A 15,379-nucleotide genomic window follows, 5' to 3' on the forward strand; every position below is an offset into this window, starting at 1 on the left:
CCGCGAGGGCGGATGTGTTCGAATACATCGAGCGGTTCCACAACCCGAGGATGCGACGAAGGGTCGCCAGGCAAGACCAGAAGTTCTCAGCCCTTTTACAACCGTCCGTGATTTCGGGGTAGAACCCAAGGTAGGCCACGAGGTGGGAGCGACGTTCCTCACGAGGGATGCCGCGCATGGAGAATGGAAGAAGGTCTATGCCGCCCTCACTGCAGATATGGAATCGGCGGCAACCTCCCCTGAAGCCAAGCGCGCGCTGTCGCGTGCCAACAACTATTACAAGCTTCGCCAGATGAAGCTCGAGCAGATCGGCAAGATCGTGCAGAAAGAAGGCGGGCCGGAGGTCGCTTATCAGGCGATGTTCGCCGGTGCGAAGAACGGAGCGACTCCACTCAAGCGTGTGATGGACGCCCTTCCGCCGTCTGCCCGTGAGGATGTGACAGCTTCCTTCCTGCAGCGCATGGGGCGCGCGACCAAGGCAAACCAGAATGCGGCCGGAGACGCCTTCTCGATGGAGACCTTCTTGAGCAACTGGGCGGACCTGAGTCCTGAGGCTCGGAAGCAGCTGTTCAGCAATGCTCGTTTCGGCTCGGACTACGTCCAGAACGTCAGCAAGCTCGCGAACGTGGCTGAAGCGATTCGGACTGGCGGGAAGGTGTTCGCTAATCCCCCGGGGACCTCCCGCCAAGCCGCGCTCGGGGTGACACTGGGCGGAACTGCACTGATCTCTGGCCAACAGGCACTCCAAGGGAATCTTGGCCAGGCTGCGATCGTCCTGGCGTCGTCCTTGGCTCTAGCAGGCAGTAACAACTTGCTGGCCCGGATGATGACCAACCCCCAGACAGTTCGCTGGCTGGCGAAGAACACGGAGAGGAACACGGGCGACATCCAAGCCCAGCTCAACGGGCTTAGGCAGATCGGCGAGAAAGAAGACGACGATGAGGTTGTGGAATTGGCGAACCGGCTCGAGTCGGAGGTGGGGCAGGCCCGTTAACCGCCGAAGAACTTCAGGACGGAATAGACCAGTCCGACAATCGCCACCAAGGCCAGAGGGATGGCCACGACTGCCAATGCGATCGACCTGGAACCGCCCTTGCCATTCGGATATCTCTTACTGAAAGCCTCGCTCTGGACCGACCGCCAGCCTTGCTGAGGCGCGTACTTGTTGGCTTTCCAGTTCACGTGCTTCCCCAAGTCCAGATCCTTGGCCGGAATCGTAGCACCCCCGCTGCGGGGCCACCTCTTGGGCCGCAGCCTTGCTCAACGGAGTCGTAGACCAGATGAAAAAGGGCCTCAGGGAAAGCCAAGAGGGACCTAGCCACCGCGCAGCAACCCTGGAGGTGCCTGTGGATGGCGGGGAGACCATGGCTGGGAAGTCCGCCCGCTTGATTACCGAGGGGGTGGCCAGCAACGCCTTCGTAAGCATGATGTTCTGCCAGTACTCCGGGGTAAGTGGGGGCGACGAGCTTTCAGAACTCGTGAAGTCCACCCGACAGACTGTGGAGGCCAACGCCAAGGGCGGCACCGAGCAGGCGGAGGCACTGCTAACAAGCCAGGCCATTGCCCTCAACTCCGTCTTTCTAGAGATGAGCCGGCGCGCAGCGATCAACATGGGCTCACACCTCGGTGCGATGGAGACCTACATGCGGCTGGCCTTGAAGGCGCAGTCCCAATGCCGGACCACGCTGGAGTCACTGGCGGAGATCAAGAACCCCCGGGCGGTGGCATTCGTGAAGCAGGCCAACATTGCCAACGGCCATCAACAGGTGAACAACCATGCCCCGGAAAGTCCCGGGCAGGCACCGGAACGGAAGGGGCGCGCGGGAAGAAAAAGACAGCAGAACAAACTATTGGAGGACGTCCAAGATGCGCAGTGGTTGGACCCCAGAGCGGCGCCGGCGGCAAGCGCTGGCGATCCAGAGATGGCGACCGTGGGAGCGATCGACGGGGCCTCGCACCAGCGGGGGCAAGGCAAAGGTCGCCCTGAACGCCTGGAAAGGAGGGGAGCGCCCCGCGCTCCGCGAGCTCGCTCAGGTGCTGGCAGGGCTGCGGCAGTAGGCGGGGGCCAGGAATGAGTTCTCTAGCGGATATCCCAGCACTCCCTGCGGCAGCCGAAGCCTTGGATTCTTGGGACTGGATGGAGCGGATCCTAGCCGCCCATGAGCGGCAGCCAACGGTCTACCAGCACTTCGTGTACCACGAGGGGGGCTGCGGCGCGCCGGAAGGGGAACCCTGCACCTGTGGTCTGATGGCCGCCTTCTATGACGGGCGACACCTTGTAGTCGTGAATCCCGAGCTGCAGTGCTGGACGTACTTCGTCCACTAGCTGCGGCGGGATCAGCGATCGCAACTCTCGGGTTTGCACTGCGCAATTTTGTGCAGTGCTTTGAAATCAACCACTTGGATGGAAGGGAAGGAGGCGCCGGCCTCATCTTTACGGCTATCGCTGGCGCAAGGGCGAGGGAGGTTGATGCTGCTGCCGCTCAGTAAGCGCGTTCACGAACGGGTGGCGGGTCGCCAATGTGGGCGGGTCTCACTCGCTCCAGGCAGTCCATTCGCTGAACTTGCTAACGGCCCTAGCAGGAGGCCACCATTAGTGCTGAACGCGCGACCGATCTGGGGGACGAATTGCTGATTGGCGGACTGTAGATTGCCGGTTAGGATCACCTCGGCAAGGGGTGATCCCCGCGCGGCCGATAAGCCGTGGCGACTGGATCGAAGGACAGACCACAAGATGGAGAGTGCAGAATGGATGCACGAAGGATCAGAGCGTGATTCCTGCGCTGGATGACATTGGATTGCTGCCACCCGGGGTGTGGGAATGCACTTTGGCTGAGGCAGAAGCGGTTTTCGCTACTACGCCACATCGGCGCGAATTGTGGAAAGGCCTCCTCCAGTTCTTGGCCGATGAAGTTGAGCCGCATACGCCCGTTCCCGTCTGGATCGACGGCAGCTTCACGCGGCGTAAAGACCACCCATTGGACATTGACGTTGTGGTGGATTTTTCCGGCCTGCCTGAGGCAGTCGCCATGCCAATGGCGGTCTCTCTATACCTGCGTAATTCGAAGTTGAAGGCTACCTACAACGTAGACGCGTACCCTCGACATCCCGAGATTGCTAACGACTTCGCAGAATTCTTCCAGTACGCAGGGTCTAAGGCCGCGGCAGAATTCCAAATCGACAGCAAACACCCCAAAGGTATTCTGAAGGTCCAATTATGAGTGAGCGCACCCTTACACAAGCATTTCTGCGCGCGCACTTGGAAAATATGGCGTCTATGGCACAAGCGTCGGTCAAGTACGGGCTTGAAGCAACGCCCGCGCAGTTGGTTGACGGAATAGAAGGCGCGCTACTGGATCTCGTGCGGACCAGCCTGCCCTTGGATCACTTGCTTGAGACTTCCGACCTGGTGTTCCATGCCGAGGGGCCAGGTGTGCGGACAAATGCGCCCGCGCTATCGGCGTTCAACTGGCTGTCGCGCGCAACAGAGGCGGCTCTCCGCAAACTGTCTGGCGAGATGTTTGATCTTTCAGATCGCAATGCGAAACAGCTAGGCAGAGCGCTTGATCTGCGCCTAACCGGCATGGCGCCCGGCAGCCTCTATCTGGGGATCGCGCTTGAGTCTCCTCCCGCAGATATGATTCCGGCGGACGATGAGCCAATGTTTGTAAAGCTCCGTTCGACTTTTCGCGGTCTACCGGAAGCTACTACCGCAATTGGCGACGAAAGCATCAAGCCTGAAATTGGGGAAATGATTCCAGATGCTGCAGAGCGTGACGCAGTTCTTGCTGCTTTGCTTCGCCTTTCGCCAACAGGTAGGCAGGGTATTCACACTCTGGATGTCACGTCCCCTGGCCTGGCCCGCGGGACGCTCTCACAACGCGAGCGCGTCGTGCTGCGAGAGGCGATCAACCATCCACTGTTGGTGAATCGGAAAGCCGGGGCATTCGTCGGTGAGGTCCGGGAAGCTGACCTGGACAAGAATAGAATGCACCTTCGGGGTGTTCCGGGCGTCGGTAACCTGCGTTGCGTGTTGCCGGTAATGGATAAGTCACTCTTTGGGGAGACAGTGAGGGTGAGCGGGGAATACGAGTCGGACCGCACCGGAAGACCGCGTCTGATGCTGGTTAACCATGTGGAGATAGTGCGGCCGTTAAAGGAGCAAGTCGAGTTTCCTGCTTAGGCTCCGGTCTTGGATATTGTTCGGCCACCGCCCGACGGCGAGTCGTATCGGAACGGATTCTCGGTAGCTCCTCAACTGTCTGATATGAAAGAGCTTCCCGTCGCGACATCACCCTTACGTCAAGGCACCGATCTAAAACTGCCTTGCGAGTAGCTGGGTGATTTTTCAACTTCCAGTCTTAGTACTTTCGTAAGTGCTGGTCACCTTCTCAGCATTGAGTTTCGCCGGATTTGAGTGCCGCCAGAACTTGACTGTCCAGCCACTAACTTCTGTGAACTGAATGTACTTGCCGACTCGGCTCTCCAGCTCTTTTAGCAGGCCTTCGTACGCCTCTAGGTGTTGTGACTTCTTCTGGCGATTCAAAGCATCATGCATCTTGCCTGGGCCACCATGACCCTCGTGCTTTTGGATCTCTTCAAGGTGGAACTTGGCCGTATGTCCATGCTGCTGGATCTTCCCAAGTATCGAATAGACTCCGTCCTTTGCGTCAAATAGAAACTGGGACTCTCGATAAGCTTTCGTGATCGCGATGGAACGCTCCTTGACCTTTTCATGCTCATGCCAAAGTGCTTGGTAGTAATCGAGCGCAGCCTCGTACACCGCGAATCGTTTGTTGTACAGGTCGAGCCGAGCCTTTGCGCTTGAAATCCTCATCTGGGCGAACGCTACCCCGAAGGTGACAAGGCTGACCGCGAGGGCCGCGCCGCCCAGTAACACCGTTATCGAATCCTTGTCCAAAGCGATCATCCGTAGTGCCGATATCTACAATCTAGGGGCTGACATTCTGCTTGGCAACGGTCAAGTCTAGCTGTAAGGCGTTTGGCGACTGGCGCGAAGTCGTGGCTATCGATTCCCTGCCGCGATCGACCGATCGATCCAGGCCCTTTCGACATGTGGGTGACGTGGGAACCGTTGGCAGACGGATCGGAAGCCTTTTGTTGCGGGCTGAGCGGAGTGACGTCACCGTTATGTCACGCACTGCGCAACGAGTAGGGTGGCGCGCCGCCTGCTGGGAAATACTCGGCGATTCCCCTCTCCCCGATCTCGGCGACTTCGTTGGACAATGCCGCCCAATGCGGGCGATAGTCCGGCGACCTAGTCCTTGCGGCGACCCATGAGCATTCTCAATGTCCTAATGACGCCGGAGCGAGCATTCGTGGCGGTCGACACCCTTGCTCAGGACGCCGTCACTGGCGAGACATCTGAGGGGGCCAAGCTGCTGCTGATCCCCCAGCACAACATCGTCGTTGCCGCGCGTGGGTCCGGGCAGTTCTTCCTTCGTGTGTATCAGCTGTGCCTTGAGGCCAGCTTCCGGAACGCCTTCAGCATTGAGCAGATCATGCGGGAAGTCGGCCCCGTCATGGACCAGTTGTGGCCCAAGTACGTCCGGGCTGTTCGGGACGCCAACATGGACCTGGGTCAGCTTCAGTCCGAGATCGTAGTGGTGGGTTGGTCGAAGGCCCAGGACCGGATCGTCGGCACTGCCTACGCGAAGTCAGGGGTCGAACAACACGCACTTGTCGCCGAGCTGGTGGGGGGTATTGCCGCGCCAGGTCAGCCGCTGCGCGATCTCCCCGATAGCTTCCATCCTGACGCGATCCTCGCCGCTGGGTGCCGGCAAGCCGAGTACGTCAACGCTGAAGAAGGACGGCACGTAGCCGGGGGGCGACTCATTGCAGCCTACTTGCAGCGGGGCGAGGCCGTCGTGCGGGATCTGGGCGCCATCTAGGATCGATTGATGAGCCCGAGACTGGCGCCTACGCATCGCCTTGGGCATTGGGGTAGGGGCGCACTTCCGAAAGGGGCATCGGAACACTCTTTAAGCCGTCCGTAACCTTCAGTGCTCCCCTGGTTTCAGGGCGCACAATTTTCAGTAGTGCTTGGAAATCAATGACTTGGCGAATGGCAAGCCTGAGCCAGTGGTGCAGATGGCCAAGGACGGATTCATGTTTCTGGGCGCCTCTACGCGCGAGCCTCGAACGGTCGAAGGAGTTTTGCCAGGCCCGAAAGTAGGCGGATAAAGATGCCTCGAGCCTTTCAGCCATGACTGCCTTCGGCGTCTAGGCGACTTTGCCAGTCCTAACCCAACACCCCCTGCAGAAGCGGAAACGCCTTCTGCCAGTTGGCCAAGCCGGCATCCACCAGCTTCAGAGCGAGGTGTTTGGTAGCATCGGCGGGCAGCTCGCGAAGCTTGTACATGAAGGCCTGCTTCTTCTCCGGCGAAAGGTCTGTGGCCTCAATTTTTGCTGCCACAAGGTCCTTGATAGTGTCTTCGTGGACCCTGATGGTGACCACTCCGAGGATCGCGCCTAGACCTCCGTCATCTGCAAGGAAATCCATGCCTTTCGCAGTGACGGTGGCCTCAACCAGCATGTTGCCCTGATCTAGGGATCCGTACCATTTCCCTCGGACCAGGCCGTGTTCGTGAAGATACGCCACGTTTACGCGGACTGCCCCCGGAGCCTGTTGCTCTAAGAAGTCTGCGGCCACCGACGACGGGTAGTGAGCAGCCAGCTCAATGAGCAGGCGCCTCTGATACTCGCGATTAAGCAGCTCCATGCTCTCAGCCTAAGTGGTCGACGGTTTGACTATCCTTTCCGCTAGCTCGTTCAAGGGCGTCTTCGCCGGCGGTGCTCAACTCTCCGCATCAAAGACAGATGGCTCTAGTCGTTCATTTAAGCAGTTGATTTATAAGCAAAACTCAAAATTGAGTTTTGCGCATCACCGGACGCCTCCGCTACATCCCGCTCTAGCGCCTCAGAACTTGCCGCCCATTTCGCGACATGTACGCGCACGCGTACAGCGCTTTCGGACTGCGGCTTTATAGGATCCATCAGACGGAAACGTTCTAGTGACGTTCCTGACTGGCCCCACTCTACGATAGGATCGGGTCACAACGGGCGCCAGGAACGCTGAGCAATGTGGACACACTCAGTCGCCAAGGAAGAGTTTTTGGCTGGTAGCAAAGTTGCAGCGCAGATACTGTTCGACGCGATCAAGCAGCAAAGTAAGTCCTCGCAGACTAAGGCGATAGCTGCGCTTTGCCAGCCAACGCTAAGTTTGGATGACTTCAGTGCTGCGTCGGTCGAACACGTAGCATGCGAAATGCTCGCGGGATCGCTGATCGTGCTTGCCTACAAGATCATCGATCTGCATGGTGTCGCGCAAGCGAAGGGCCCAGGGGCCTTGCATTTCGAATCAGAGATCAACCGTTTAATCCGAGAGCACCCCGATGCTCGGATCAAGAAAGAGTTCAAGATACCTCCCCGACTATGCGTCGGCAGAGAAGTAGGTCACCTGCCGCTAGGTGTAATCGTCCATGGCGCAAGAAATCAGTACTGCCACTTTGGTGAGCATCGCCGCCTTGACCCACTGAACGAGCTCGTCTTCAACCATTTGCAGCAGCTCTATGCAGATGCAGAGTGGTTGAACTTCGATGCGAAGGACGGAGGCAGGATCCTCGCGTTTACCGCAACCTCTGCGCTGCACTGGACCGCCAATGGGAACGATGGGAGCACTGGGTTCGAGAGGTTCTGTGAGGACATGTCAGAGGTTATTGGGCAGCCTTATTGAGCTATGCCCATAGCGCATGACGCGTGGGGCACCTGTGAAGCTCTGCCGTCGACGCGTCTTTGTATAAGGCCCAAGCGAGCAGTCTGGATATGAAGATCGCGGCTGGCGAGTCAGGGGCAGGGCTATCGTCCCACCCCGAGGTCACCGCGGCCGGTCTTGACCGGACCACCATCAACATTAGGCCTGAACACGTCGATGCCTAGCTCAACCCGAACCCGGCCGACCTTGGCGCGCTCTACGCGATCTTCGACGACAAGCGGCACCCGTTCTACGAGAGTCGGCTGGCGGCGTGAAGCAGGCCCGACGCTGCTTTGCGCAGTTGGCCTATGGTCCCCGGGTGCGGCGCGGCCCATGATCTAGATGCTGAATCCGGGAGAGGCAGGCAGCTCAGCCCGCCTGCTGGGGCGCCTGAGCAGCGCCCCGCCGGCACCTTTGCATCCGCCTGACGCGCCGTCGCGAAATCTGAGACCCCGGTCCGTATCCTGCGCGCATGCTTCCGCCCTGCGACTTCACCGTCTTCAAGACTGCCCTTCAGCCGCAAGGCTGGGTGCAGCACGGCGAGCACTGGGGGCTGTGGTGGCGAAATCGTCAGATCGCCGGCGTGCAGCCAGACGTCCGGGGCGTACGGGTCGTGTTGGCCTGCAGGAAGCTGTGGCAGGACAAGGAGGTCCGAGCAGCCAGCATCGCCCAGGGTAAGCGCTACGCCGAACGGTGGTGTGCCGCCCGGGTACTGGAGGGCGTGCCACTGAAGGAGGCTGTAGCGCAGCTGGTGGCGCAGGATCGACCTCCCAAGCCCAGCCGAACGGAGGTGCAGCAACAAAGACGACTAGACGCGATCCCCAACCCGGAGCTGTAGCGGTGCCAGTCAGCCTGCGTTGCCTCCGTATCGGCGCGTGCGACCGTCGGCGGCGACAGTAGCAGCATGGGTCAGAAGAGCATCGGCAAGGCACACTGGGCGCGAGCGCGAGCGGCTTCGCTATGGCAGCAGGCCGACGACTTGGACAGGAATCACAGCGGCGACTGGCGGGCGAGGGCAACTCGGAGGCGGGGCGCCGCTCGACTGCGGACTGAGGCTCATCGGTTCGAATCGATCGCCCTCAGGCTGGACCCCGAGTTGGCCGAGCAGGCAGCCTAAGACTCTTCGATTGGCATTGGGATACGTAAACAAGCCTCGGCACATCCAGTCCCCGGAAAATATGGAAGTCTTCGGACGGGGCTGGACCAACAAGGACGCAATCTACCCATTGGCTGGCGGGCTCTGCAGAGGTAGCATCTCCCCTGGATGGCGGGCGCGCGCGGCCAGTAGGCGTGTTCAGCGGACGGCGGCCGGGTTAAAACAAGGATTACGGGGGAAATGGATGAAATGTAAGTCGTCAGTTCGCTGGTACGACGTCACGTCGTGCGGCTATTACAAACATGGGGAAACCGCAGCGCCTGTCTTTGGTGACATCTCTTCAATGCTCGCCGAGCTCGTGCATTTCGCTAAGGGCAAGAAACTTGCTCAAACGCGACTGCTTGGTAGTGACGATACACTTGGCACATATTTGGCTGGAATCTCCAGTCATGATGGTGTGTACGTGATATCTCTTTGGAATCAGGTGAGCGGAGACACGTCGAACGCGGTGAAGTCGCTTCCCGAGGACGCACTAGTGGGTCAAGCAAAAGCCGTCAAAACTAAGATCGCAAAAGGCAACATTCCAGGATATCCAACATACTTCGTTGTGCTTCCTGCCGAAGGAGTTGTGGGGACATTGAAGGTTCGGGATAATGTGCCTGGTCTTGATGCGTTCAAGCGATACGCGAATGAATTCCTATCCACTTCTACTCGGCAGACGGTAACGAAGCTGGCCAAAGGTGAGGTTGAGATTCTTGGTTATCGTCAGAGCAAGAAAGACGAGATAGCAAAGCTCCATCCGCGCATGGTGCTGCAGGTCCGCCGCGACAAGGATCGGGCGGCTTACATTCGGGAAAATGCCGAAAAAGTCAGGAAAGTGGTTCGCTCGCGTACTCTCAATGTCCTGGCCAACCCCTCGGACTTTACACTCTGGCAGAGTTTTCTCAAAGCAGTCGGCATGTCTTCAAAGCATGCAGGTAAGCACGAAATGCACGTTAAGCATCAGGTGGATGTGAACAATGATGCTCCCGCGATCATCGCGCTCGTGGACGAACATGAACACACAGTGGTTCCTAAAGACAATGATTTCGGGTTCGTCTTCACTGGACAAAGCGAGCCCCACTGGCTCAGCAACGCCCTTTGCAACACATCTTTTGAAATCGACGTCCCCGCAGTGAACGGCGTCTTTTTGGCGAGCGACCTTGCCGTGAAGATCGCAGCCAAGAAGGCTGCCATAATCGCAACCTTGTGAGTACGGGGATGCCCCCATGAATGCCACCGTCCGGATCGCGTTGGTCGCACTGTGCATTGTGACGGCGTGCGCAGGCTTTCTAATAGGTCGGGCAATACCATTTGCCCAGCAGTGGCCAGTATTTGAAGGGTTGCGAACAACTGCGTCCATCGTTTTTGCCGTAGTCGGGGCATGGATGGCGATTGCTTATCCTGAGCGTTTGAAGCTCAGCTTGCGGGGTGAATCTAAGGCCCAAGCGCCTATGCCGCGCATGTCGGCGTTGCTGACCCCGATTACACATTCGACGATCATCTTGGCAATTGTTCTCATGGTGAGCATCGCGGCCCCAATTGCCAAAGGGCTTCCCATGATGATGAGGACGCCTGAGTTGTGGCGGGGGATTTCGTTCTGCATCGCGGTTATGTTGACGCTATGGCAAGTAGCAATTGTCTTACTCACCCTCCGTCCTGCGGATACGCTGAAAGCTGCAGATGATGCTGCTCACGCCACGCAAGAGCGTCTGACTAGCGTCTTTGGCAATACGGACGTAGTTGAGGACGATCAGACTGAGCGTCGCGAATAGTCCATGGAATCGGTCGTGTTGTATTCCGCTTTTCGAGGCTGCCTTAGCTCGTCTTCTATTGACAGCTCGCGAACCTATTTGAATGAGGCGCTCACGTCACCGTGACGTCACCTCCCTTTGGCCTTCCGTCGCGCCGCAGGCCTGGCTTTGGAGGCTGATCGCGGCAGGATGCGTGCGGATCTGATCGTCCTCCGTTTCGAGCGTCGGTGAAGCGATCGGCAAGCGGATAGGCGGTACAGCTGCGAGCCTCGACTGGGCCCAGCAAGTATCAATTTCGCCGTCTCCATGGACTGAAGGCCACGAAGCCACCGATGATTCGCTGAGCGCGTGAGGGGAACGCCGTCGCAGGTCTCCATAGAGGAAGCCGGGATCGAGTCTGCGGCTGCGCAGGCCGGGCAACTTGCTCCTAGCAAGGTGCAAGTCGTGCCTGCGCCTGCGGCTGTACCTGATCCTCAGGATCCCGACACTTCCGCGCCCGCCGATGAGCCTCAGCTAAGCGCGGAGGGGGCTAAGCCGAGCCAGGCGTCCATCGAGGATGGGCCTAAGGCATCAATTCCGGGCGTGAGGAAGCTGAAGCTCTAACGGGAGCTCTTAAGACCAGGCCGCCTCTCGTAGCGCGCCAGCTTGGTCACCTGCTGTTGCGCGACACCCGGACCGCTGAGGAAAAGCTGGCCGCCTCGTTTAAGGAGTCAGCCAGGCGCAAGGGCAGTGGACGGGCGAAGTGGTGGGAGAAGGGAGCAAGCGGCTAAGTCGCGGGCTTCCTTTTAGCTGCAGGCTTCTTCTTGCCTTTCGAAGGGCCAAGTAGCCGGTCTAGTCTTTCATCTACCGTGTCGAGCGGCACTGGCGGGTGTGCGTATGGGAGGCTAGGGAAATGCACTGGCTCCAGCCGAGATGCAGCCCACCACGCATCCAGATCGACCGGGTGGATGCGATCAGACTTTGCGCCTTGGCCCAGACGGTACGCGGTCAGCTTCCCGGCATCGATGGCCCGGCGTAGCGTTTTGGTAGAACAAGCTGAGAGTTCCGCCGCTTGCGCAAGGGTCAGAAGCTTCCCGCCGTCACTCACTTTCGTCTCCCCATGGTCGGGTCCTCCTTCCTTTCATACCGCGCCAGCCTGGCCAACGCCTCTGCAGGGCCCGGCGAGCTGGGAGCGGGCGCGAGCCCGGAGGTGGCAGTTGTTGCCCATGGCCTGGCGTCGTGGATGGCGCGGTGCAGGCCGGCCTCCTCGTAGAGTTTCTTGCCCATGAAGTTGCGCGGCTCGATTCCGTATTTCGCGATGTTTGAGTCGAACTGGCTCCTGGACACCCCACAGTAGTGCGCGGCCTCTTCGACGGTTAGCCAGTCCTTGCCGGACAGGTCGAATCGCAATGCTGCCAATTGCTGCCTTAAGGTGGCAATCTCTGCCGCCAGCTGGGCCAAAGGTGCTGGTGTGTTCATCAGGTGTCCCTTATCGCTCTGGCCGAGAGTACCTCCCTGCGGCATGATCGGCACTGGTCGCTTAGGGGGCATCCGATGTCATGGGAAGTGCTGTCGCGCGCTGAGGTTGAGGAAATCAGTAGAACTCCGATTAGGTCTAGACAGCTGGACTTCTTCCGCCAGAACGGCATCCAGCATCACGTTGACGAGTACAACAGGGTCATCGTCCTACGCAAGGCGGTTGGGGCACCATTGACGGCTGACTCGCCCAGGCCGGCATGGCGGTCCAACAAGGCGGTATGAAATGTCAGAAAAGCTCTGCTTGACCCGCGACGAGATCAAGGCGCTGACGCGCACGCCCCAGAAGGCTCGGCAGCTGATGTTCCTGCGCCAGAACGGCATCCGGCACTACATCGATGGCCATGGGTGGCCCGTAGTCCTGCGGGCCGCAGTGGGCATCATTGAACCGGCTCCAGTGGCCAAGGTGCCTGAGTGGCGGTCTAACAAGACCGTCTCAGACCTGGACTGAAGCGGCGCCAGTCAAACAGATTTCAAACCCATAACACGATAGGGAGGGGCATCAGCCTCTCCTCTATGCCGGCGCAATGCCGGCTCCCTACTGACTAGGAGCCTATCGTGCTGATCGAACGATCCAATTCCCCTCTCGACTACCTGGCCGCCTTCGCGGTCGTCTTCATGGCTGGGGTCCTTTGCCGCGGCCGTCTCAGCTGAGGGCTGTAGGGAGCCTCCCATGGGGCTCCCGTCTCTGCAATCTGATTCCTCCCTCCGCGAAAGTTGGTTCCTTGGAGACTTGTGGTCCAGATAAATCAATGGGTTGCAGAAAGTTTTTTTTTACAGGGTCTACGCGTCTTCGTCAGGTTCGCGCCGGCAACTAGTCTTTGCCCATCGTCAACCGAGGACACCGCGGTGCAGCAAAATCAGCAAATGGCCCTACGCGTTCTACGAAGGGAGGAGGTGCAGAGGCGCCTGGGAATCGCCCGCTCAACTATCTACGCCTACTTGAATCAGCGTTCCGCGACCTACCGACCGGAGTTCCCCAAGCCGGTCTATCAGGGCACCTCTATGGGCTTCATCGAGCAAGAAGTCGATGAGTACGTTCTTGGCCTGATGCGTGCCAGAGGCAGCTAGCGCTACGACTCTATTTTTCAGTCGGCCACGGCCGGCTTAGCTCCTCCGAGTAGCACGTGAGGCCAACATGGCTTGGCGATCTGATGCTTTCGCTCGGTAAGGAATGAACGTTGTTTGTAGCAATCGGAGGTAGAGGTGCTCCAAATGGGAACAGCAGCAAACAGTACGGGATTGACCCGTCGGTCCTACATATGGACAAAAGACGGGTCGGTCCTACGCAGTGCTCAGAGTCACGCAACGTACGAGCTGAAGAACATCGTTGACACAATGGGCAAGTTGATGCGCTCGAAGGCGCCACTCTTCCAAGTTGTCCAACATCGCAAGGATTTCGTAAAGGAATCTCCACTGGGGATACGACTTCGTGGGTGCCTTAACGCCGATCTGGATCAGATTTCCAGGATCTTTCCTTCCCATCGACACAGCCCGCTGTACACGATCTTCAAGCGTTTTACTGCGCCGCTGCGACGTGCGGGCTTGGGACGCACGATGTTCGTTGAGGACGTTGAAATCATCAATGAAACGGTCGAAAGGATGAGGGCCTTCTTGAAGGGAGATGCCCTAGGCAAGGCGCTTGGGAATCTTAGGCGTTGTGAGAGGGCGAACCTGCGCACTAGCCGCCGTCTGCTGGCGGAGCTACGAGTCCGCTACTCAAAGGTCTTGGTGCTTCGCGTGGACCTTGGCTACTACTCCACTCACTCACCTGGCAAGCATATTCAGGGGCTGCCAATAAGCCTGGAGCAGGCTCAACTGCACCGAAACCGGCTACTGACCTACCTGCGGAGAGGCCCCCTCTCTGATCATCTGGCTGGCTACATCTGGAGGTTGGAGTTTGGAGTAGAGAAAGGGCACCACTACCATCTCGCGGTCTTCTTGAATGGGCAGGCTGTCGCTAAGGACATCGTCATTGCCGACATCATCGGTGCCTACTGGAAGCGTGAGGCTACTGGTGGGCAAGGCATGTACTACAGCTGCAACAAGAGCAAAGAGGCATACGCCCGGTGCGGGATTGGCATGGTGTGCCGAGTCGAGGATGAGAAATGGACCCACGTCGAGGAGGCAATCTCCTACCTGACTAAGCAGGATTTCTATTTGAGGTTCCGTCCGGGACCGAGGGTGCGGACATTCGGGGCAGGAGGGCCGTACGGGGGAAGCCGCCTCCACGCTGCACGAGATGCATGAGGGATGGCATTCGCTACTTGTTCGGCAGTTTGCTGTAAATCTCATCCAGTTCCGGGACTGCCTTTTTCACTCGATAGATCCAGCCTTCTCCTTGATCAGCTCCTTCCGCCAACGCATACAAGGCGTCCTTGAACGCTTGTTTTGATCTGAAGGGGCTTACCTTGTGTGCCCTCAACATCTGGGCGCGGACGGCCTCGTTCGTGGCCACTACCGATTTACGGGGAGCCCTTCCGCCCTTCGCGCCATTGACCTCACCTGCCCGTCTAAGGACGGCAGCCTCAGAACCCTCGTAAGCGGCCGATGCCACTCCAATCCGTTGGGCCAATGTGTCCTGCGCGCGCACTAGCAAGTACCAGGTATGCTCGATCGTGCCGGATGAGTGCAACTGTCCTGCGTGCTCGATCAATGACCGAATGCGATCGACTTCAAAGGGCTCCAGGAACACCTTGTAGGAGTGGGGGCCGTCATCCTCAATGTGAAACCGCAGTTCTGCCAAGACCTCTTGAAAGGACCACGGGAAAATTTGCTCTGCATGACCCTGTAGCTCCGCAACGGGCGCCATGGTGTCCTCCTTTTTTCTAACCATGTTCAGTCTCGCCCCTACGCGGTGTCCACTGGGGCCCAAGTCAGCAAGTGGGAACAGTGCGACTAAAGTGAGTCCGAAAGCGAGTCAATCCTTGGGTGTCTCCTAATGCAAGATATATATATCAATGGGTTGCAGTTCGATTGCGGTTGCTGGTGGGCCACCAATTCAACCGGGGTGCGGTAGTTCTCGTTGTCTTCGCCATCCTTGGCGGGTTTTTCGTCTGCGTTGCGGACGTTGTCTCTTCCGTCTTGACGGTCTTCCTCGCGCCGGCCGCTCCTGAGCAGTCTTGCCACTGCCACTGCCGTTGCCAGTGCCGCTGCGGCTGCCGCTGCCGCTCGTCGGAGGATTCATCTGATCAACTCCCA

The 15,379-nt window shown here is 58.7% G+C and carries 17 protein-coding genes and 1 pseudogene; 12 read left to right on the forward strand and 6 right to left on the reverse strand.

The annotated features are described in order from the left end of the window. Together NJD74_RS17445 and NJD74_RS17450 are read left to right on the forward strand one after the other, a co-directional pair. Positions 1-122, forward strand: a pseudogene (locus NJD74_RS17445) (IS3 family transposase); the annotation flags it as partial. Between the two features lie 20 nt (positions 123-142). Then, the gene (locus tag NJD74_RS17450; RefSeq protein WP_319624676.1) at positions 143-994 is read left to right on the forward strand and encodes a hypothetical protein; all 852 of its coding nucleotides are present in this window, start codon (positions 143-145) and stop codon (positions 992-994) included. Here NJD74_RS17450 and NJD74_RS17455 read toward each other — a convergent pair. Then, on the reverse strand, positions 991-1,182 hold the full coding sequence (locus tag NJD74_RS17455; RefSeq protein WP_319624677.1) for a hypothetical protein: 192 nt from the start codon (positions 1,180-1,182) through the stop codon (positions 991-993). The two genes, NJD74_RS17450 and NJD74_RS17455, sit on opposite strands and share 4 nt — an antisense overlap. A 98-nt stretch (positions 1,183-1,280) precedes the next feature. On the opposite strand from NJD74_RS17455, the gene NJD74_RS17460 reads away from it, so the two are divergent. From NJD74_RS17460 to NJD74_RS17470, 3 genes are all read left to right on the forward strand, one after another. Continuing rightward, on the forward strand, positions 1,281-2,075 hold the full coding sequence (locus NJD74_RS17460) for a hypothetical protein (RefSeq protein WP_319624678.1): 795 nt from the start codon (positions 1,281-1,283) through the stop codon (positions 2,073-2,075). Positions 2,076-2,771: 696 nt separating this feature from the next. Further along, positions 2,772-3,221, forward strand: a complete 450-nt coding sequence (locus NJD74_RS17465; RefSeq protein ID WP_319624679.1) for a hypothetical protein — start codon at positions 2,772-2,774, stop codon at positions 3,219-3,221. Continuing rightward, the gene (locus NJD74_RS17470) at positions 3,218-4,183 is read left to right on the forward strand and encodes a hypothetical protein (protein WP_319624680.1); all 966 of its coding nucleotides are present in this window, start codon (positions 3,218-3,220) and stop codon (positions 4,181-4,183) included. The genes NJD74_RS17465 and NJD74_RS17470 overlap by 4 nt, the downstream gene beginning before the upstream one ends. Positions 4,184-4,348: 165 nt before the next feature. On the opposite strand, the gene NJD74_RS17475 is transcribed toward NJD74_RS17470, so the two are convergent. Beyond that, entirely contained in the window at positions 4,349-4,921 is a 573-nt protein-coding gene (locus tag NJD74_RS17475) for a hypothetical protein (RefSeq protein WP_319624681.1), read from the reverse strand. 376 nt (positions 4,922-5,297) lie between these two features. Here NJD74_RS17475 and NJD74_RS17480 point away from each other — a divergent pair, with 376 nt between their 5' ends. Beyond that, the gene (locus tag NJD74_RS17480) at positions 5,298-5,912 is read left to right on the forward strand and encodes a hypothetical protein (protein WP_319624682.1); all 615 of its coding nucleotides are present in this window, start codon (positions 5,298-5,300) and stop codon (positions 5,910-5,912) included. A gap of 28 nt (positions 5,913-5,940) precedes the next feature. On the opposite strand, the gene NJD74_RS17485 is transcribed toward NJD74_RS17480, so the two are convergent. Both NJD74_RS17485 and NJD74_RS17490 read right to left on the reverse strand, forming a co-directional pair. Beyond that, positions 5,941-6,228, reverse strand: coding sequence for a hypothetical protein (locus tag NJD74_RS17485; RefSeq protein ID WP_319624683.1), 288 nt, complete (start codon positions 6,226-6,228; stop codon positions 5,941-5,943). Positions 6,229-6,262: 34 nt separating this feature from the next. Continuing rightward, the gene (locus NJD74_RS17490; RefSeq protein ID WP_319624684.1) at positions 6,263-6,742 is read right to left on the reverse strand and encodes a hypothetical protein; all 480 of its coding nucleotides are present in this window, start codon (positions 6,740-6,742) and stop codon (positions 6,263-6,265) included. A gap of 360 nt (positions 6,743-7,102) precedes the next feature. On the opposite strand from NJD74_RS17490, the gene NJD74_RS17495 reads away from it, so the two are divergent. The 3 genes from NJD74_RS17495 to NJD74_RS17505 all read left to right on the forward strand — a co-directional run bounded on the left by NJD74_RS17495 (position 7,103) and on the right by NJD74_RS17505 (position 10,684). Next, positions 7,103-7,756, forward strand: a complete 654-nt coding sequence (locus tag NJD74_RS17495) for a hypothetical protein (RefSeq protein WP_319624685.1) — start codon at positions 7,103-7,105, stop codon at positions 7,754-7,756. 1,358 nt (positions 7,757-9,114) lie between these two features. Beyond that, on the forward strand, positions 9,115-10,122 hold the full coding sequence (locus tag NJD74_RS17500; protein WP_319624686.1) for a hypothetical protein: 1,008 nt from the start codon (positions 9,115-9,117) through the stop codon (positions 10,120-10,122). Positions 10,123-10,138: 16 nt separating this feature from the next. Beyond that, positions 10,139-10,684 carry a hypothetical protein gene (locus tag NJD74_RS17505; protein ID WP_319624687.1) on the forward strand — a complete coding sequence of 182 codons (546 nt, stop codon included), beginning with the start codon at positions 10,139-10,141 and terminating at the stop codon, positions 10,682-10,684. A gap of 1,062 nt (positions 10,685-11,746) precedes the next feature. Here the strand turns inward: NJD74_RS17505 and NJD74_RS17510 are convergent. Continuing rightward, positions 11,747-12,121, reverse strand: a complete 375-nt coding sequence (locus NJD74_RS17510) for a hypothetical protein (RefSeq protein ID WP_319624688.1) — start codon at positions 12,119-12,121, stop codon at positions 11,747-11,749. A 75-nt stretch (positions 12,122-12,196) separates the two neighbouring features. Between NJD74_RS17510 and NJD74_RS17515 the strand changes: the two genes are divergently transcribed. The 3 genes from NJD74_RS17515 to NJD74_RS17525 all read left to right on the forward strand — a co-directional run bounded on the left by NJD74_RS17515 (position 12,197) and on the right by NJD74_RS17525 (position 14,428). Beyond that, positions 12,197-12,403 carry a DUF4224 domain-containing protein gene (locus NJD74_RS17515; RefSeq protein WP_319624733.1) on the forward strand — a complete coding sequence of 69 codons (207 nt, stop codon included), beginning with the start codon at positions 12,197-12,199 and terminating at the stop codon, positions 12,401-12,403. Between the two features lies 1 nt (position 12,404). Next, positions 12,405-12,629, forward strand: coding sequence for a DUF4224 domain-containing protein (locus NJD74_RS17520; protein WP_319624689.1), 225 nt, complete (start codon positions 12,405-12,407; stop codon positions 12,627-12,629). A 1,106-nt stretch (positions 12,630-13,735) separates the two neighbouring features. Next, on the forward strand, positions 13,736-14,428 hold the full coding sequence (locus tag NJD74_RS17525) for an inovirus-type Gp2 protein (RefSeq protein ID WP_319624690.1): 693 nt from the start codon (positions 13,736-13,738) through the stop codon (positions 14,426-14,428). 13 nt (positions 14,429-14,441) lie between these two features. Here NJD74_RS17525 and NJD74_RS17530 read toward each other — a convergent pair whose 3' ends face one another. Beyond that, complete coding sequence (locus NJD74_RS17530; RefSeq protein WP_319624691.1) at positions 14,442-14,990, reverse strand: hypothetical protein; 549 nt, start codon at positions 14,988-14,990, stop codon at positions 14,442-14,444. Positions 14,991-15,379 lie beyond the last annotated feature (389 nt).

Origin of the sequence: Stenotrophomonas sp. RG-453, assembly GCF_033843685.1 — a bacterium.
GTDB lineage: Bacteria > Pseudomonadota > Gammaproteobacteria > Xanthomonadales > Xanthomonadaceae > Stenotrophomonas > Stenotrophomonas bentonitica_A.